Source organism: Rhizobiales bacterium NRL2 (genome assembly GCA_001664005.1).
GTDB lineage: Bacteria > Pseudomonadota > Alphaproteobacteria > Minwuiales > Minwuiaceae > Minwuia.
On record CP016093.1, the window covers coordinates 584,364 to 601,017 of the forward strand.

A 16,654-nucleotide genomic window follows, 5' to 3' on the forward strand; every position below is an offset into this window, starting at 1 on the left:
TGATTGCGTCCGGGGGCGCACGTATGTAACGCCACTCCGGCCCGAGAGAGGCCGGCTCCAATTCCCCCGCAACCGAAAGGGTCTGATCATGGGCTATCGCGTCGCCGTCGTGGGCGCCACGGGCAATGTGGGCCACGAGATGCTGAACATCCTGGATGAGCGGATGTTCCCTGCCGACGAGGTCGCCGCTGTCGCCAGCCGCAAGTCGAAGGGCAAGGCGGTGTCCTTCGGCGACCGCACCCTGAAGACCCATGCGCTGGAAGAGTTCGATTTCGCCGGCTACGACATGGCGCTGTTCTCCGCCGGCGGTGATGTTGCCCGGGAATGGGCGCCGAGGGCGGCGGCCAAGGGCTGCGTCGTCATCGACAACAGCTCCGCATTCCGCATGGATCCGGACGTGCCGCTGGTGGTGCCGGAGGTCAACGCCGACGCCCTGGCCGGGTACTCGAAGAAGAACATCGTCGCCAATCCGAACTGCTCTACGGCGCAGCTCGTGGTGGCGCTGAAGCCGATCCACGACCGGGCGCGGATCCGCCGCGTCGTCGTCTCCACCTACCAGTCGACCTCCGGCGCGGGCAAGGCGGCGATGGACGAACTGTTCAACCAGACCAAGGGTATCTACGTGAACCAGTCGCCCGAGCCGGCGGAGTTCACCAAGCAGATCGCCTTCAACGTCATTCCCCATATCGACATCTTCCTGGAGGACGGGTCGACCAGGGAGGAGTGGAAGATGACGGTCGAGACCAAGAAGATCCTCGACCCGAAGATCCGGCTGACGGCGACCTGCGTCCGGGTGCCGACCTTTGTCGGCCATGCCGAGGCGATCAACCTGGAACTGGAAGAGCCGCTTTCGGCCGACGAGTGCCGCGAATTGCTGCGCGAGGCGCCGGGCTGCATGGTGGTCGACAGGCCCGAGGACGACCAGTACATCACGCCGGTCGACTGCGTCGGCGACTACGCGACCTTCATCAGCCGCATCCGCGAGGACGGGACGATCGAGAATGGTCTGAACCTGTGGGTGGTCTCCGACAACCTGCGCAAGGGCGCGGCGCTGAACACCGTGCAGATCGCCGAAACCCTTGGCAGCCGCTTCCTGCGCAAGGCCGCCTGAGCCTCTTGGCGGACCGCAGGCCAACGAAAAAGGCCGCGGCGTTGAAACGCCGCGGCCTTCGTCTTTCAGGGTCCGGCAGGATTACTGGCCGGCGGGATCGTTGACCGCCTCGCCGGTTTCCTCGGCGGCCTCGTCCATGGCGTCGCCGGTTTCCTCGGCTGCCTGATCGATGGCGTCGCCGGTCTCCTCGGCGGCTTCGCCGAGCGCGTCGCCGGTCTCCTCTGCCGCCTCGTCCAGGGCCTGGCCGCTCTCCTGGATATCGGTCTCGACGGCCACATCGTCGCCATCGCCGGTGTACATGACCACGGCGAAGATCGCGACGACCGCGATGACCGCGACCGCCAGGACCGCAGCGATGCCGCCGCCCTTGCCGTGCTTCGCGCCGCGGCGTTCGGCGGGATCGGTTGTTTCGTTATCGTGCTTGTCAGCCATTGCGGATTCTCCGTTCTTGTTGTCGTTCGTCGGCTGTCGGGATCATCACGGCCGTCAACGGGGCCTTCGCCCGCGCACGACGCCGAAGATCAGCGACAGGATGAACAGGATCACGAAGATCACGAACAGGATCTGCGCGATGCCGGCGGACGCGGATGCGATGCCGCCGAAACCAAACACGGCCGCGATGATCGCGATGATGAAGAAGAGCAGGGCCCAGCCCAACATGAGTTCGCCTCATTTCTGTTCTTGTACGTCGTCGTTCCCGGCGCCGAGGCCGGGTTTATCCGAAAGGTGGGGAGTCGCGGCCGCAGCCGCAGTGCCATCAATTGTCGCAGCGATCGCGGCGCGCCATCAGAGCGGGGCGGGCTGGCCCGGCACACCCCTGCCGATATCGACCCAGGCCGCGTTGATCGCCCTTATCCGGTCCATCGAGATCCGTTCGATATCGCGAACAGGCTCCAGATAATCGGCGTGATGGATGGTGTACTCGATCTCCCCGGCCTCGTTGCGCAGCGGCAGGCCGAAGGATTCGAGGCGGTCCCGGTCGCGCTCCGATCCTTCCTTGCCCAGCACCGCGAGCAGGCCGCAGGGGTGACGGACGATTGTGAACAGGCGCTGCCGCGTGGCTTCGCGCTGGTCCGGGGGGATGAGCTCCAGATAGCTCTGTCCGGTCATTTCCCGGTCGAAGGTGGTGAAGAAGTCGGTGCCGGCGAGGCGGAACCGGATCGTCTCCGGCTCGGCGTATTGCAGGATCACGATGTTGGGCAGCACCTTGACCAGCCGCGCGGGATCGATGTCCCGGCGCGCCGGCGCGATCCTGTCGCCGGCGAAATCGAGCCATGCGCCCGCCAGAATGCGGGAGCCGGCGGTCCGGAACGGCAGCGAAACCATGGCGTCGCGCCGCCGCCCGACCTGGCTCTGGGTCAGTTCGCCCACGTGATGTCCGTCTCCCCCGGAGTCGTTTCCGCTTCGGGAGCCGGCAATAGCGACTGGTCCGGGGGGTTGTCCACGGATTATCCGCCGCACCCGCAACGGTACGGCCGCGCGTCCGTCAGCCGCCCAGGGCGACCGCCCGGCGCATCAGGCGTTCGAAGGATTCGGCCAGTACTTCCCAGGCCGGATCGTGGCGCCGGCCCTTGCGGTGGAGTTCGTAGTAGTAGGCCGTCAGACAGCCCAGACGGTAGCCGGCCTGGGCGCGGTACCAGTCGATGTCGGCGATCAGGCCGCCGGCGGCTGCGTACCGTTCGAGGAAGAATGCCGGCGGCGGGCACCAGTGCATGTGCGCGCGCCGCGCCGGGCCCCAGCATTCCGGGTCGTACATCATGCACAGCCAGCCGAGATCGAGCAGACGCGGGCCCAGGCTGACGCTCTCCCAGTCCACGATCCCGGTCAGCCGGCCTTCGTGAAACAGCCAGTTGTTCGAATAGTAGTCGCCGTGCAGCAGCCCCGGTTCGGGGTCGGCCGGCGCGTTGGCGTGCAGCGCGTCGCGCGCCCGTTTCCCCTGCGCGATCCAGTCAGGATCGCTCGTCTTCTCCAGAATCGGGATCCAGTGATCGATCTCGTCGCGGATCAGGCGCGGCGGCTCCCAGTCCGCCAGCGCCGACGCGGCGTCGATGCGGTGCATGCGCTGGAGCGCCCCGACCGCCTGCCCGAACAGCCTTTCGGCGGCCGCGGCGTCGGGCACTGCGCCGTTCGCCGGGTCGAACACGTCGCCGGGCGGGCGGCCGGCGAGACGGCTCATCATCAGGTAGGGCACGGAGAACCACACCGTCTCTCCGCCCCAGTAGCGCGCCCTCGGCGCCGGTACGCCATGTTGCTCCAGTAGCCGCAGCACCGGCACCTGGCGCAGGACGTCCTGGTTGTTCTTCTGACGCACGCCGGGCGGCGGCACGCGGATGACGAGGCGTTCGGCGGTCTCGGCGCCGGCCAGCACGTCGAAACCGTAGAGCAGGCCCGAATGGCCGGGCATGCGGGTGACGTTGGCCGCCACCTTGTCCGCGCCCAGGTGCGTCTCGACCCAGCCCTGCAAGCAGGCGGCCATGCCGTCGGTGCCGCGAATGTCGGGCGTCCGTTCCAACCGCGCTCTCTCCACTGTTGCCGAAATCGCTTGCGGGCCCTTCAATAACAGTGTTATGTGAGAATAACAATGTTATTTGACTGTGGAGCGCGCGGATGGGCGACAGCCTGGAATCGGAACGGCGGCAGGCGCTGGCGCAGTTCCGCCGCGACCTGATCCTGGACGCGGCGCGGGCGGTATTCACCGAGCACGGCATCGCCGGCGCGTCACTGCGGAAGATCGCGCAGGCCGCCGGCGCGACCACGGGCGGCATCTACAGCCACTATGAATCCAGGCAGGCGCTCTACGCCGATGTGCTGTGGGATTCGATGGCGACCCTGACAGAGCGTCTGGAGGCGGCGCGCGGCGCGGCGGCGGCGGGCGCGCGTCTCGCGGCGGTTCTGGAGACGGTCTTCGCGTTCTACCGGGAGCGGCCGAACGATTTCGATCTCAGCTTCTACCTGTTCGGCGGCGGCGGACCGGGCAGCCTGGGCAAGGACCTTGACCGGCGGCTGAACGACCAGATGCGCGGCGTCATCGAACTGGTGGCCGAAGTCATGGTGGCGGAGGGTTACGCCCCGCAGGCGGACGCCTTTCCGCGCGCCGTGGCGACGATGACGCACATGTTCGGCCTGGTGCTGATGTTCAAGACCGGCCGTCTGAAGGCCCTGAAACAGGATCCGCGGGCGCTGCTCGCCATCCATATCCGCGACCTGGAGCGGGCCCGCAGCGGGCAAGGGGAGGACTGATCCATGCAGCTCAGCGACTATGACGACCTGCCGTTCCATCAGGCGCCGACGCCGATCGCCACGCCGGCGACCTCCGACGTTCATTTCAACGACGGCTACATCTTCGCCGCCTATGCCGACGACTACTACCTGCTGGCGGGCCTGCGCCTGCACCCGAACATGAACGTGATGGACGGCTTCGCGGTGCTGGCCCATGGCGGCGAGCAGCGCTGCGCCCGCTTCTCCCGCGCGCTCAGGCCGGCGAGCGCCTATCTCTCGGTCGGACCGCTCCGCGTCGACCCGGCCGAGCCGATGAAGCGCCTGCGCGTCTCGCTGTCGGAGTCGCCGGTCGACCTCGCCTTCGACCTGGAATTCGAGACCGTCGGGCGGCCCTTCGCGGAGACGCCCTACCGCCACTACCGCCACGGCCATCTGGTCAACGACCTGATGCGCTATACGGTGGCCGTGCGGGCCAGCGGGAGCATGACGGTCGATGGCCGGCACGTGACGGTCGACCGCTGGCACGGCATGCGCGATCACAGCTGGGGCGTGCGGGCGAACATGGGGCCGCGCACCTATCACGGCGGCGCCGAACATCACCCCTCCGAAGTCGACCACCGGCGTTTCCGCCTCTGGGTGCCCTTCGAGGTGGCGGGGCACAGCGGCTTCTTCCACATCCATGAGGACGAACACGGGCGGCCCATCGACTGCGAAGGCGAACTGGCCTTCGACGACGGCGCAATCGTGCCCGTCGCCGCCGCCGAGCACGAGCTGGAATACGCCCCCGGCACGCGCAATCCGGTCAGGGGCCGTTTCACCCTGACCGATACTGAAGGCGTGCGGCGCGACTACGCGATCGAGCTGGCTGGTACGCCCGCAGACGTCCAGGGCTTCGGCTATTACGGCGGCTGGCAGGATGGCGGCGCGCCCGGCGTCTGGCGCGGCGTCGGCCCGGTGGCCGAATCCGACCGCTATCCCGCTGGCCCGGACATCGCCGATTCCGGCCCGCCCGCGCTGCCGGCGGGGAAACGTCTCGGCCCGACCGAGTTTCCCGTCCGCATCACCGGTCCCGATGGCGCGAAGGGCATGGGCCATTTCGAACACACGGTCATGGGCTGCTACCGGCCCTATGGCTTCGATTGAGCCGCAGAAGACGAAATCAGCGGAAAGGACTGTCACGATGTATCAGATGATCGACTACGAGGTGGATGGCGCCACCGCCATCGTCACCCTCGACCGGCCGCAGGACCACAACACCTTCGTCCCGCCCATCCTGGACGAGATGCACAGCGCCGTCTCCAGGGCGATCCGCGACAAGGCGGTGAAGGTGATCGTGCTGCAGGGCGCGGGGCGCTCCTTTTCCGGCGGCTTCAACTTTGCCGGCGGCTTCCACCACTGGGACGACGAGATCACCACCGAGGGCCGGTGGGACCCGGGCCGCGACCTGATCAAGGTCAACTCCGACGAGACCGGCTGGGTCGCGCGCTTCATGTCGCTGTGGAACAGCCCCAAGCCGGTGATCGCCCAGGTGCATGGCTGGTGCGTCGGCGGCGCGAGCGAGCTGGCGCTTTGCGGGGACATCGTCATCGCCGCCGAGGACGCCCAGATCGGCACGCCCTATTCGCGCATGTGGGGCTGTCACCACGCCGGCATGTGGATCTACCGGCTCGGCATGGCCAAGGCGAAGGAGCTGGCGCTCACCGGCCGGCCCGTCTCGGGCAAGGAGGCGGTCGAGATCGGCCTGATCAACAAGGCGGTGCCCTTCGCCGACCTGCAGAAGGAGGTGCGCGCCCTGGCCGACCAGCTCGCCACCATCCCCGCCAGTCAGCTCGCCTCGATGAAGATGGTGGTAAACAACGCCTACGAGATGATGGGCCTGCGCTCGACCCAGGCGTACGGCTCGGCGATGGACAGCATGATGCGCAACACCCCCGAGGCGCTGGACTTCATCGATCTGGTCGAGCGCGAGGGCGTGCGCGCCGGTATCGAACAGCGCGACGGTCCCTTCGGCGATTACAGCCAGGGCAAGGTGGGCGTGAACAAGCCCGACCCCGACAATGTCATCGTCGCCGGATCCCTGAAGAAACAGGCGGCAGGCGGCTGAAACCGCTCAGCCGGTTTCGCCCAGCGGCCAGGTGAAGCGGATATTGCCCTTCTCCAGACCCGCCAGGACGATGTCGATGCCGCCGGATTTCATCATCCACTCCAGCCGGTGATCGCGGTATTCGCGCCGGATCGTGCCCGACTCCAGCCGTCCTGGGGCGCCTTCCATTGCCGATGCTGCCTGGTCGAACTCCGCGAAGGTCGCCTGAACCGACGGACGCTCCGCCAGGCGCGCGCGCCATTCGGCGAGGGGGCCGTCGCGCCAGTCACCCAGTTCCCAGTGGAAGGAGCGGTTGAAATAGGGCGCGACGGAGAGATCGGCCCAGCCGAAGTTCTCGCCGCCGAACCACCGCATTCCGCCGAGCTTGCCGGCCAGCCAGCGGTGCAGTTCGGCCGTCTGGCGGGCCGCCGTCGCCAGCATCGCCTCCCGCTTCTCCCCCTCGGCGCGGCGGAACCAGACAATCTCGCCGATGCCCCAGTTCACCGCTTCGTAGAGTGTGTCGCAGACGTCCTCGATCATCCGCGCCTCGGCCCGGGCCGCCGGGTCCGCCGGCAGCAAGGGCGGTTCGGGAAACCGGTCCTCGAGATATTCGAGGATGATCGTCGAATCGAAGACGCTGAAGTCCCCGTCGATCAGCGTCGGCACCTCCAGCCGCGGGCTGGCCTCGGCGAAACGGCCGCCGGAGCGGCCGGAACCGAGCACCTCCGGCACTTCCCTGTCAAAGGCCACGCCCTTCTCGCGCAGTGCGATCTTCACCTTCTGGGCGTAGGACGACAGCGGATGTTCGTAGAGCAGCATGAGTTCCTCTCCCCGGCTCGACGGAGCCCGCGGCAATCGTCGCCTGCCGGGAGGGCGGCTGCAATATCCGCCCGAAGCAAGCGGCCGACAGGGGTGTCACCCGCCGGCTGTCCGCCGCCGTGTGGTCAGCGCGCGGCCGTAGAGCAGGGCGAAGCCCAGGAACGCCACCGCCCAGCCCAAGGCGGAGACGCTGAACAGCAGGATCGCCTGTTCCGGCAGCAGCGCCGCGGCGACGCGGCTCAGTCCGGCGGCGAGGACGGCGGCGTAGAGCAGGGCGGTGCCCCGGCCGGCCTGCAGGCCGCGGCCGGTGTGGCCCAGCGTCGCGCGGGTCATGACCGCGAGGGTCATCGCCCCCACCGCGCCGGCGCCAAAGGCATGGACGGCGGCGGTTCCCGGCACGAACGAGGGCAGGGCGGCGGCGAGACCCAGCAGTGCGAGGCCCGCCGGAATCCACGCATAGGCGAGGTGGAGGACGGCCACCAGCGGCTCGGTCCGGGTGGCCATTCCGCGCCAGCGCGCCAGCCTGAATGCCTGGGCGGCGGCCGCGGCGAAGGCGGCGGCAGCGACCACCGGCCCTTCAGGCACGATGACGAAGGCGGCGAGCGCGAGCAGGGTCAGGATCATCGCCGCCCGGTCGACGGTCCCGAAGGATGCGGGCAGGCGCGCCGCGCCCCGCTTGACCAGCCAGTTGCGGGTGAAGCTCGGCACGATGCGCCCGCCGACCAGGGTGATCAGGGCCACCGGGACCGCAAGGCCGAGCCGCGCGCCCGCGCCGTCCGTGCCAGGCCAGCCCGCGGCTTCCAGGTGCATCAGGACGTTGCCGGCCGTGAACGCCGTCAGCGCGGCGACCATGGGCAGGTTGCGCCAGTTCCGGCCGGCCACGATCTCCCTGAGCACGACGGCGATGAAGACCGCAGGAAAGCCGAGGTCGAGGGCCATTGCCGCGCCCGCGCCGATCGCGCCCGAGCACCACACCGCCACGCGCCCGAGAGCCCAGAGCGCGACGAGGCCGAGCAGCGGCAGGCCCTGCAGCGGCATCCGGCCGGTCCAGTTGGGGATGGCGGTCAGCAGGAAGCCGGCGATCACGGCCATGGTGAAGCCGTAGAGCATCTCGTGGGCGTGCCAGGCGACGGCGTCGAACGCGGTCGCCGGCGCGAAGCCGCCGTGCAGCATCGCCGTCCAGACCAGCAGCACGCCGCCGCCATAGAGGCCGGCCAGCAGGAAGAAGGGCCGGAAGCCCTGCGCCAGCACCGCCGGCGCGCGGGTCGGACGGTAGCGGGGGATCGCGGTGCGTGCTTCGGTCATTGCAGGGCCTCCTCCGCCTCGATGGCGCGGATCAGATCCCGCTTCAGGGCCTCGGCGTCGATCTGATACTCCCCGGCCGCGTCGTCGACGGTCATGAACGGCGCCATCAGGCAGCCGGGGCAGGACATGCGGTGGAGCAGGAAGACGCGGGCCGTCCCGGGCGCGCGCCGGATCAGCTCCGCGATGGGCAGGGTCTCGATCTCCCCAGGTGTCATGGCGTCTCGTCCTCCGAGGGGGTGCGGAGAGGAGAATAGAGACTGGCGGGCGGGCGCGATTTGCGCCGGCGCAAGTCCGGCTCAGGCGTGGCCGGCGATCTCGACCAGGCGGTGCGGCTGGCGGATGACCAGATGGCTCGAGCGGCGGGAGTCCACCACGCCCTCCTGATCCCAGGCGGAGAGCGTGCGGCTGACCGTGTGCAGGGTCGTCGCGGTCATCTCCGCCAGATCCTGGCGCGACAGCGCGAAGGGAATCTCGACGCCCGCATCCGTCTTCCTGCCGGCCTGATTGGCCAGGCGGAGCAGGGTCGCGGCGATGCGCTGCTCCACGCGCTGTGTGGCGACCTCCTGCAGCCGGCTCTGCAATTCCTCGATGCGGCCGCCGACGGCGGCGATGGCGTTCTGTGCGATGGGTGGATAGGCCGCCATCAGTTCGGCGAAGCGGCCCGCGCTCCAGCCCAGCGCCATGCAGTCCTCCAGTGCGACCGGCGTCGCCGGGAAGGGCATGCGCCGGAACACCGCGACCATGCCGACCATCTCCCCCGGCCCCAGATGCCGGATGACGATGTTCTGGCCCTCCGCTGTCACCTGGTCCAGGCGGACCCGGCCCCAGGCCAGGACATAGCCGTGGGTCGCCTCGTCGCCCTGCTGAAACATGGCCTCCCCGCGCGCCACCACATGCTCGCGTGCGGCTTCCGCCAGAGCCGTCAGCGCCGCGCCATCCAGGCCGCGGAACAGCCCGACGGGTTTCAGCAGGCCGACCCGCGTCTCCGTATCCATGGCCCTTCGCCTCCTTTTCGGCGTTCGCCAGGCGCCCGCCCGTCGTCTCCGCCCGATCAGTCCGAGCGGGCGGACCAGGAGCGGGACAGCGGCGCGCGCTCCGACTCGGACTTCGCCGCGATCCGGCGTTCCTCATCCACCATGTAGTCGCGCGTCAGGGGAACGGCATCCAGGCGCCGCGTCAACTGCATCTGGAAGACCATGTTCGTGCGGCGGCGGAATCCGATCTCGCAGAGCGCAAGGTAGAACTCCCACATGCGGAAGAAGCGCTCGTCGTAGAGCGCCTCGACCTCGGCCCGTTGCGCGACGAAACGCTCGCGCCAGTGGCGAAGGGTCTCCGCGTAGTGCAGACGCAGGATCTCGACGTCGGTAACCCACAGTCCGGTCTGCTCCACCGCCGGGAACACCTCCGACAGCGATGGCAGGTCCGCCCCGGGGAAGATGTACTTCCGGATGAAGGGATTGATCGGCGCCGGAGAATCGGAATAGCCGATCGAGTGGATCAGCGCGACGCCGTCATCTGTCAGAAGCTTTCGGATGCGGCCAAAGAACTCCGCATAGTTCCGTTTGCCGACGTGCTCGAACATGCCCACCGAAACGATCCGGTCGAAGCCGCCTTCCAGTTCGCGGTAGTCCTGCAGCTCGAAGCGCACGCGGTCGCTGGCCGGCGAGCGTTCGGCGCGTCTTGTGCTCAGGCTGTGCTGCTCGGTGCTGAGGGTAACGCCCGTGACATCGGCGCCGAAGGTTTCGGCGAGATACAGGCCGAGCCCGCCCCATCCCGAACCGATGTCGAGAACCTTCAGTCCCGGCCTGTCCAGGCAAAGCTTGGCCGCGATATGGCGCTTCTTGTTCTCCTGCGCCGTCTCCAGGCTGTCGTCGGGCGACGTGAAGTAGGCGCAGGAATACTGCCGGTCGGCGTCGAGGAAGATGTCGTAGAGCGCGGAGGACAGGTCATAGTGGTGCGCGACGTTGGCCCGTGCGCGCCCGATCGGATTGGCCTGCTTCAGGCCATTGCCGAGCCGTCCGAGGAGATCGAGCCACCAGTGGCGCCCGGATGCGCCGTAGTTCGACGCGAGCATGTCGAGGAAGTCGTAGATGCCGCCTTCCTCGAAGACCAGACGGCCGTCCACATAGGACTCGCCGAGTGACAGCGCGGGGTTGAGCGCAAGGGTGTACTCGCTCCTCCGGGATGACAGGCGCAGCGTGACGGACGGTTCAGTGCCGTCGCCGATCAGATGCCGGCTGCCGGACGAGTCGATGACGCAAAGGCTGCCCTTGCGGACGAAGGATCTGAGTATCGTCAGGAACATCGTGCGGATTATACAGAGTCCAGTTCTGCCGGAAGGGCGACGTTTCGCCCGGCTCCGCTGCAGGCCGCAGCCCACCCATGCCGGCATGGGTGCCGCGGCTGAACGGTTTGAACCAGAACGCCGCGCCGCCCCTGCCGCGGAACAGCCCGACGGGCTTCGGCAGGCCCGACCCGCGTCTCCGTGTCCATGGCCCTTCGTCTCCGTTCCCGCCTTCGATCGGCAAACCCCGCCGAAGTTTGTTGCAGCGCAAATCGGCCTCCGGTCGTGACGCCTAGGTTGGCCGCGTTGTCACCAACCAAAAGCGTCAAGGAGAACGCAAATGAGCACGTTTCGTAATGCTCTTCTCGGCACCGCCAGCATGATCGCGGTCGTTGCCGGGCTTTCCCTCGGCGCCGACGCCGCTGCCGCCGACAAGGCGACCGACGCCGACGCTATCAACCCGGCGGCCATTGCGCTGGATCCGGCCGCTCTGCCCGGCCCGATCGCCCGCGACCATGCGGAGACCGTGAAGGTCGAACTGGTCACGGTCGAACTCGAGGCCGAACTGGCCGACGGCACGACCTTCCGCTACTGGACGTTCAACGGCAAGGTCCCCGGTCCCTTCGTCCGTGTCCGCGCCGGCGACACCGTGGAGGTGACGCTGAAGAACGCCGAGGACAGCATGATGATGCACTCGGTGGACTTCCACGCCGTGACAGGCCCCGGCGGCGGCGCCGTCGCCACCCAGACCGCGCCCGGCGACGAGACCGGCTTCACCTTCAAGGCGATGAAACCCGGCATCTACGTCTACCACTGCGCCACGCCGATGGTCGCCGACCACATCCAGGCCGGCATGTACGGCATGATCCTGGTGGAACCCGCCGAAAGCCTGCCGAAGGTCGATCGGGAACTCTACGTCATGCAGGGCGAGATCTACACCGATCTGGCCCCCGGCCAGGCGGGCGTGGCGATGACCGACTACGACAAGCTGCTGGACGAGGATCCGGAATACTACGTCTTCAACGGCGCCGCCGGGGCGCTGACCGGCGCCAACGCCATGAAGGCGAAGGTCGGCGAGACCGTCCGCATCTACTTCGGCGTCGGCGGTCCCAACAAGACCTCCAGCTTCCATGTGATCGGCGAGATCATGGACCGGGTCTACGATTACGGCTCGCTCAACACGGCGCCGATCACCGATGTACAGACCGTGTCTGTCGCGCCCGGCGGAGCGACCGTCGCCGACGTGACCTTCGACGTTCCCGGCCGCTATCTGCTGGTCGACCACGCCCTCTCGCGGCTGGAGCGCGGCCTGGTCGCGGAGATCGAGGTCGAGGGTCCGAAGAACCCGGAGATCTACGACACCGGTGAAATGAAGCTCAGCATGGCCGGTCACTGACCGGCTGCGCCCCGGCGGTCCCGCATACCCCCCTCGCTCCCGCGGGGCCGCCGCCCCTTCCCCCAAGACATCTGACGAAAGGAACCCCGAGATGAAACGCACCCTGATCGCCGCCGCCATGCTGGGCGGTCTCCTCGCCGCCGCCATACAGCCGGCCGCGGCCGCCGATTTCGAGGTCAAGATGCTCAACCGCGGCGCGGACGGCATGATGGTGTTCGAACCCGCCTACCTGGAAATCCAGCCTGGTGACACCGTGACCTTCCTGCCCACTGACAAGGGCCACAACGCGGAAACCATCAAGTCCATGCTTCCCGCCAACGCCGAGGCCTTCAAGGGCCGGATGAACAAGCCGGTCACGGTGACCTTCACCGAGGAGGGCGTCTACGGCTACAAGTGTCTGCCCCACTACGGCATGGGCATGGTCGGCGTGGTAGTCGTCGGCGACGCCGAGGCGAACCTGGAAGCCGCCCGTGGCGCAAAGCATCCGGGCCGCGCAAAGCAGCGTATGGCCGCGCTGGTGGATCAGATGGACGACCGGCTGGCCTCGCGCTGAGCCGGTCCATGACGGAGACGGGGCCGGGGGCGGTGACGCCCGCCGGCCCCGATGCTTAGAGGGCGCGCAATGACAGAGGAAGGCGGAGCGATGACGAACCTCGCGGCGGCGCTGGCGCTGCTGTTTCTGACCCACGCCGTGCCTTCCCTGCCGACGGTGCGCGCGCGCCTGCTGGAACGGTTCGGCGCGACGCCCTTCCGGATCGTCTACAGCCTCGTCTCGCTCGCTGCGGTCGCCTGGGTGATCCAGGCCTATGCCGGGGCCGCTGACAGCCCCTGGGTCTGGACGCCGCCAATCTGGGCCCGGTGGGCCGCGGTGCTGGCGATGCCGCTGGCGCTCTGGCTCGTCGCGGTCCGCCTGATGCACCCGCCGGGCAGGGGCGCGGCGCGGCTCTATCGACGGGTCCCGGCCCCGGCCAGCGCCGGCATCCTGCTCTGGGCGCTGCTCCACCTCGCAAATGTCGGGCAGGCGCGGGCGCTGCTGCTGTTCGCCGTTTTCGCCGCGATCGCGCTCTTTGCGCTGGTCAAGAACATGCTCACCGCCGCGCCGGTCGCCGGAAGCGCCCCGGACCGCGTCGGCTACCGGCCGGCAGCGGCGGCGCTGGCCGTCTGGGCGGCCTTGCTGGCGCTGCATCCGCTGGTCATCGGCCCTGACCCGCTCGCATGGCTTGCGCTGACTGGCTGACCGGCTCCCGGCGCAGGCCGTCCAGGAAATCGAGAACCTCCGCGTTCGACCGCCGCGTCACCTCCCTGTTCTTCTGGATGGTGTAGCCCTGCGAACTGACATGGGTGGCCAGGAACAGCAGACGGCTCAGGGGGCCGTCGATCTTCCGTCCCGATTCCTCAACGCGCAGTTCGCCGTCGGGCTGCAGTTGGACGTGGCAATGACGCAGGTGGAAGCCGAAACGCCGCGGCTCCGCATCGTCGCCGTCCCACTGGTGGTAGCAGTCGAAGACCTTCAGCCGCACGTCCGACCCGCCGCGGCGCAGGTCGTCGGCGATCTCCTGCGTGCGTTCGACCGAAACGTTCCGATCCCGCTCGCCGATCATGATCAGCACCGGCGCGCCGGTGGTCTCGGGTTCCTTCATGCGCACGATGCTGCAACTGTAGTAGGCGACGTGGGCAGCGAAGCCCCCGCCCTCGGGTTGGTACAGAGCCCTGATCGGCTCGAATGCGGCCACCTGGGAAACCATGCCGCCATAGGAGTAGCCCTTTATGGCCACCCGCTCGCCGTCGATTTCCGGACGGCTTCCCAGATAGGCCAGCGCGCCGAAAGCGTCGGCGAGGACCATCGCCGTCGTGAGCCTGAGCGCCTTCCAGGTCTCCGGGCCGCGGATGTTCCGGGAGGCGTAGCTGTCCAGCACCAGGGTCGCGTGGCCCTGCTCGGCCAGCCAGCGGCCATAGGCCATCTCCCTGTTTCGCATCGGCCCGCCCAGACCCTGCGCAATGACAACGCCCGGCCAGCCGCCGGCCGGCGGTTCGCCCGCCGGAAGATAGAGCGTGCCCTGTGCCTCGATCGGCCGGTCCCGCGCGCCTTCGGCCATGTCCCGGGGCGTGTAGGGGTTCCAGCTCCGGAAGCCGACCGTGCGGCCGTCGCGCGTGTTCTGACGGGTCTCAGCCATGGCGATGCTCCCTGTGTCCGGCGCCGGCTGGCGAGAGCGTGACCACATGGCGGAACTCGCGGGCCACCGAGGAGCGCGACATCGGCACGCGGACATAGCGTCCGTCCCGCCAGAGCGCGTACTGGTCATTGAAGCTGTCGGACCCGATCCAGCCGTCCTGGCCACCCAGCAGGCAGAAGTCGTTCGCGTCCGGGTCGGACAGGTCGGAGACGTGGCGCGCCACCTGGCCCAGTCCGACGCGGTGCGTGTCACGCGCCACGCCGTGAGCGGTCTTCATCAATGTCTCGTTGCCGCCGCCGATGGCGTCGTCGCTGAAGCGGTAGCTCCTGCCGATGACCGGCACCCGGGCGAAGGGATGCTCCAGGCGCATGCGGTGGATCGCGCCCCATGTACGATGACGCCGGAAATCGGCCTGTGCGTCCCGCGCGGCCCTGGTTGCCGCCTTCTCGAGACGCGGGCGGGGCAGTTCCTCGAGATCACGCGCCAGTTGGGCGGTCAGATCCCATGCCGCCAGGTAGAGCGCCAGTTCATAGGCTGCATGAAGATGGCGCAGCAGATGATGGACCATCAGCTCATAGGCCAGCGCGCCGCGCGAGTCGGCTTCATGCCGGCCGTTCCACGAGGCCAGCGCCCCCACGACGCCGGGCGTATCGGCCGCCTGGGTGTCCAGTACTGCCAGCATTCCCCTGCGGATCCGTTCCGACGAAGGCATGGCGACGTCGCGCTGCAGCGCCTTCAGGTCATCCGGCCCGCCTTCGCTCAAGCCGTCGAGCAGCCGGCTCATCCGGTCCACCCGGTCGTTCGAGGAGAAGAAGAAGCCGACCGGCACGTCCGAAGGCGGCGGCCGGTTGTTGGCGGAGGCGACATAGCCGCGCTCGGGCGCGAACTCTGCGGGGAAGTCGCTGCCGACGACGATTTCCCGCCAGTGGTCGAGAAACTCGCGCTTGCGGACGATGTCGGCCGGCGGCCCCGCGCCGCGGCGCGGCAGGTGCGCGGCGATCGCCTTGCCCACCCGGCCCCTGGTGTCGGCAAAGACCATGGTCTGGGCGGGCGCCGCGAAACCGTCCAGAGCGCTGCGGAACTCGTCCCAGTCGCGGGCGCGCTGGACGCCCAGCATGGCGCTGATCTCGTCATTCGGATCATGGCCGATCCAGCGCATCGCCAGCGGCCGGTCCTTTGGCAGGCCCAGCATGGGCGCGTCGGAGATGATCGGGCCGTAGGCGCATTCGCGGATCGTGACCCGGCCCTCGCCGCCCCAGCGCACGGGGATGGTCTCCTCGCGCGTTGCGATTTCCCCGTCCGGCAGATCGGTGACATCGAACAGGTCGCTGCTGGCCGCATGCAGGCTGGTGCCGCCCCAGGCGATGTGTTCGTTGCGGCCCAGCGCCATCACGGGAACGCCGGGGATCATCAGGCCCACGGCGTGAATGCCGGGCGCGCGCATGCCGGCGATCAGCCACAGATTGGGCAGCATGACGCCCAGATGCGGATCGCTGGCGATCATCGCCGCGCCGCTTTTCGTGCGTTCGCCGGCCACGGCGAGGGAATTACTGCCGCCCCGGCCGAAGGCGGCCAGGAAGTCTTCGGGTCCCGGGTTCCGGCCATTCCCGGCATAGGACGGCACCGGCGAGCCGCCTTCCGCGATCAGCCTTTCCCAGACTGCCGGCCAGTACTCGTGGTCGCTGTGCGGCAACAGCCGGCGCAGCACCTTCCAGGAAAAGTCGCTGGCGGCGACGCGCCCGATGGCGACAAGGTCGCCCAGGGTCCAGGGCTCGGGTGCGGCGCCCAGAAGGCGGAACTCTTCCGGATGCTCGTCCGCCGATTCGATGACCGCGTTGACGCCGTCGCGGAAGCCGGCAAGCCATTCCCGCGTTTCCTCCGGCAGTCCCTGCCGGATTTCCTCGACGGCGCGGGAGAAGCCGACGATGCGCAGGCTGCGGTCCACGTCGAGCGCCACCGGACCCAGCAGCCCGGCCATGCGGCCGCGCGCCAGCCGGCGCATGATTTCCATCTGGAACAGCCGGAGATGGCCGTGGACGACGCCCAGGCCGACGGCGAGGTCGCGCTGGCCGGCGGCCTCCACGAAGGGGACGTGGCGGTCGTTCCAGCGAATCTCGACCCCGGCATCCAGCGGCAGGCCCTGGCGCGGCAACGCCGCCAGGCGGTCCTCCAGGCTCCAGCGCCGCCGGCGGGGTTCGCGGGCGCGGAAGGCCGTGTAGCGCGCGGTCAGCATCGCCGCACCTTTCCAGGAGCGCGCCGTGGT

Annotated in this window: 17 protein-coding genes; 7 read left to right on the forward strand and 10 right to left on the reverse strand. The window is 68.7% G+C overall.

Annotation, left to right across the window (positions count from 1 at the left end):
• Nucleotides 1-88 precede the first annotated feature (88 nt).
• Nucleotides 89-1,111, forward strand: a complete 1,023-nt coding sequence (locus TEF_02690; GenBank protein ANK79816.1) for an aspartate-semialdehyde dehydrogenase — start codon at nt 89-91, stop codon at nt 1,109-1,111.
• Between the two features lie 81 nt (nt 1,112-1,192).
• Here TEF_02690 and TEF_02695 read toward each other — a convergent pair whose 3' ends face one another.
• From TEF_02695 to TEF_02705, 3 genes are all read right to left on the reverse strand, one after another.
• Nucleotides 1,193-1,543 (reverse strand): hypothetical protein, encoded by a 351-nt coding sequence (locus tag TEF_02695; GenBank protein ID ANK79817.1) that lies wholly within the window; start codon nt 1,541-1,543, stop codon nt 1,193-1,195.
• 354 nt (nt 1,544-1,897) lie between these two features.
• Entirely contained in the window at nt 1,898-2,482 is a 585-nt protein-coding gene (locus tag TEF_02700; protein ID ANK79818.1) for a hypothetical protein, read from the reverse strand.
• A 115-nt stretch (nt 2,483-2,597) separates the two neighbouring features.
• Nucleotides 2,598-3,623, reverse strand: coding sequence for a hypothetical protein (locus TEF_02705; GenBank protein ANK79819.1), 1,026 nt, complete (start codon nt 3,621-3,623; stop codon nt 2,598-2,600).
• Between the two features lie 95 nt (nt 3,624-3,718).
• Here TEF_02705 and TEF_02710 point away from each other — a divergent pair, with 95 nt between their 5' ends.
• The 3 genes from TEF_02710 to TEF_02720 are packed head-to-tail and all read left to right on the forward strand — an operon-like array spanning nt 3,719 to nt 6,434.
• Complete coding sequence (locus TEF_02710) at nt 3,719-4,351, forward strand: hypothetical protein (GenBank protein ID ANK79820.1); 633 nt, start codon at nt 3,719-3,721, stop codon at nt 4,349-4,351.
• A gap of 3 nt (nt 4,352-4,354) precedes the next feature.
• The gene (locus TEF_02715) at nt 4,355-5,473 is read left to right on the forward strand and encodes a hypothetical protein (GenBank protein ID ANK79821.1); all 1,119 of its coding nucleotides are present in this window, start codon (nt 4,355-4,357) and stop codon (nt 5,471-5,473) included.
• Entirely contained in the window at nt 5,460-6,434 is a 975-nt protein-coding gene (locus tag TEF_02720; GenBank protein ID ANK79822.1) for an enoyl-CoA hydratase, read from the forward strand. Before TEF_02715 ends, TEF_02720 begins: the two co-directional genes overlap by 14 nt.
• A gap of 6 nt (nt 6,435-6,440) precedes the next feature.
• Here the strand turns inward: TEF_02720 and TEF_02725 are convergent, their stop codons facing one another.
• The 5 genes from TEF_02725 to TEF_02745 all read right to left on the reverse strand — a co-directional run bounded on the left by TEF_02725 (nt 6,441) and on the right by TEF_02745 (nt 10,842).
• Entirely contained in the window at nt 6,441-7,232 is a 792-nt protein-coding gene (locus tag TEF_02725) for a glutathione S-transferase (protein ANK79823.1), read from the reverse strand.
• Between the two features lie 96 nt (nt 7,233-7,328).
• A complete protein-coding gene (locus TEF_02730; protein ID ANK79824.1) occupies nt 7,329-8,537 on the reverse strand; it encodes a hypothetical protein in 1,209 nt (402 codons plus the stop codon).
• Nucleotides 8,534-8,752: a hypothetical protein gene (locus tag TEF_02735; GenBank protein ID ANK79825.1), complete on the reverse strand. Its 219-nt coding sequence runs from the start codon at nt 8,750-8,752 to the stop codon at nt 8,534-8,536. Before TEF_02735 ends, TEF_02730 begins: the two co-directional genes overlap by 4 nt.
• 81 nt (nt 8,753-8,833) lie before the next feature.
• On the reverse strand, nt 8,834-9,532 hold the full coding sequence (locus TEF_02740; protein ANK79826.1) for a Crp/Fnr family transcriptional regulator: 699 nt from the start codon (nt 9,530-9,532) through the stop codon (nt 8,834-8,836).
• A 56-nt stretch (nt 9,533-9,588) separates the two neighbouring features.
• Complete coding sequence (locus TEF_02745; GenBank protein ANK79827.1) at nt 9,589-10,842, reverse strand: SAM-dependent methyltransferase; 1,254 nt, start codon at nt 10,840-10,842, stop codon at nt 9,589-9,591.
• Between the two features lie 319 nt (nt 10,843-11,161).
• On the opposite strand from TEF_02745, the gene TEF_02750 reads away from it, so the two are divergent.
• From TEF_02750 to TEF_02760, 3 genes are all read left to right on the forward strand, one after another.
• A complete protein-coding gene (locus TEF_02750) occupies nt 11,162-12,217 on the forward strand; it encodes a nitrite reductase, copper-containing (GenBank protein ID ANK79828.1) in 1,056 nt (351 codons plus the stop codon).
• A 91-nt stretch (nt 12,218-12,308) separates the two neighbouring features.
• Nucleotides 12,309-12,770 carry a pseudoazurin gene (locus TEF_02755; GenBank protein ANK79829.1) on the forward strand — a complete coding sequence of 154 codons (462 nt, stop codon included), beginning with the start codon at nt 12,309-12,311 and terminating at the stop codon, nt 12,768-12,770.
• A 90-nt stretch (nt 12,771-12,860) separates the two neighbouring features.
• A complete protein-coding gene (locus tag TEF_02760) occupies nt 12,861-13,454 on the forward strand; it encodes a hypothetical protein (protein ANK79830.1) in 594 nt (197 codons plus the stop codon).
• Here TEF_02760 and TEF_02765 read toward each other — a convergent pair.
• Both TEF_02765 and TEF_02770 read right to left on the reverse strand, forming a co-directional pair.
• On the reverse strand, nt 13,411-14,391 hold the full coding sequence (locus TEF_02765) for a hypothetical protein (protein ID ANK79831.1): 981 nt from the start codon (nt 14,389-14,391) through the stop codon (nt 13,411-13,413). The two genes, TEF_02760 and TEF_02765, sit on opposite strands and share 44 nt — an antisense overlap.
• Nucleotides 14,384-16,624, reverse strand: coding sequence for a hypothetical protein (locus TEF_02770; GenBank protein ID ANK79832.1), 2,241 nt, complete (start codon nt 16,622-16,624; stop codon nt 14,384-14,386). The genes TEF_02765 and TEF_02770 overlap by 8 nt, the downstream gene beginning before the upstream one ends.
• Between the last annotated feature and the right edge of the window lie 30 nt (nt 16,625-16,654).

Excerpts from the sequence above, each read along its gene's own strand:
- TEF_02690 (ANK79816.1), top strand. The coding sequence starts at position 89 with ATGGGCTATCGCGTCGCCGTCGTGGGCGCCACGGGCAATGTGGGCCAC.
- TEF_02695 (ANK79817.1), bottom strand. The coding sequence starts at position 1,543 with ATGGCTGACAAGCACGATAACGAAACAACCGATCCCGCCGAACGCCGC.
- TEF_02710 (ANK79820.1), top strand. The coding sequence starts at position 3,719 with ATGGGCGACAGCCTGGAATCGGAACGGCGGCAGGCGCTGGCGCAGTTC.
- TEF_02715 (ANK79821.1), top strand. The coding sequence starts at position 4,355 with ATGCAGCTCAGCGACTATGACGACCTGCCGTTCCATCAGGCGCCGACG.
- TEF_02720 (ANK79822.1), top strand. The coding sequence starts at position 5,460 with ATGGCTTCGATTGAGCCGCAGAAGACGAAATCAGCGGAAAGGACTGTC.
- TEF_02725 (ANK79823.1), bottom strand. The coding sequence starts at position 7,232 with ATGCTGCTCTACGAACATCCGCTGTCGTCCTACGCCCAGAAGGTGAAG.
- TEF_02730 (ANK79824.1), bottom strand. The coding sequence starts at position 8,537 with ATGACCGAAGCACGCACCGCGATCCCCCGCTACCGTCCGACCCGCGCG.
- TEF_02735 (ANK79825.1), bottom strand. The coding sequence starts at position 8,752 with ATGACACCTGGGGAGATCGAGACCCTGCCCATCGCGGAGCTGATCCGG.
- TEF_02740 (ANK79826.1), bottom strand. The coding sequence starts at position 9,532 with ATGGATACGGAGACGCGGGTCGGCCTGCTGAAACCCGTCGGGCTGTTC.
- TEF_02745 (ANK79827.1), bottom strand. The coding sequence starts at position 10,842 with ATGTTCCTGACGATACTCAGATCCTTCGTCCGCAAGGGCAGCCTTTGC.
- TEF_02750 (ANK79828.1), top strand. The coding sequence starts at position 11,162 with ATGAGCACGTTTCGTAATGCTCTTCTCGGCACCGCCAGCATGATCGCG.
- TEF_02755 (ANK79829.1), top strand. The coding sequence starts at position 12,309 with ATGAAACGCACCCTGATCGCCGCCGCCATGCTGGGCGGTCTCCTCGCC.
- TEF_02760 (ANK79830.1), top strand. The coding sequence starts at position 12,861 with ATGACGAACCTCGCGGCGGCGCTGGCGCTGCTGTTTCTGACCCACGCC.
- TEF_02765 (ANK79831.1), bottom strand. The coding sequence starts at position 14,391 with ATGGCTGAGACCCGTCAGAACACGCGCGACGGCCGCACGGTCGGCTTC.
- TEF_02770 (ANK79832.1), bottom strand. The coding sequence starts at position 16,624 with ATGCTGACCGCGCGCTACACGGCCTTCCGCGCCCGCGAACCCCGCCGG.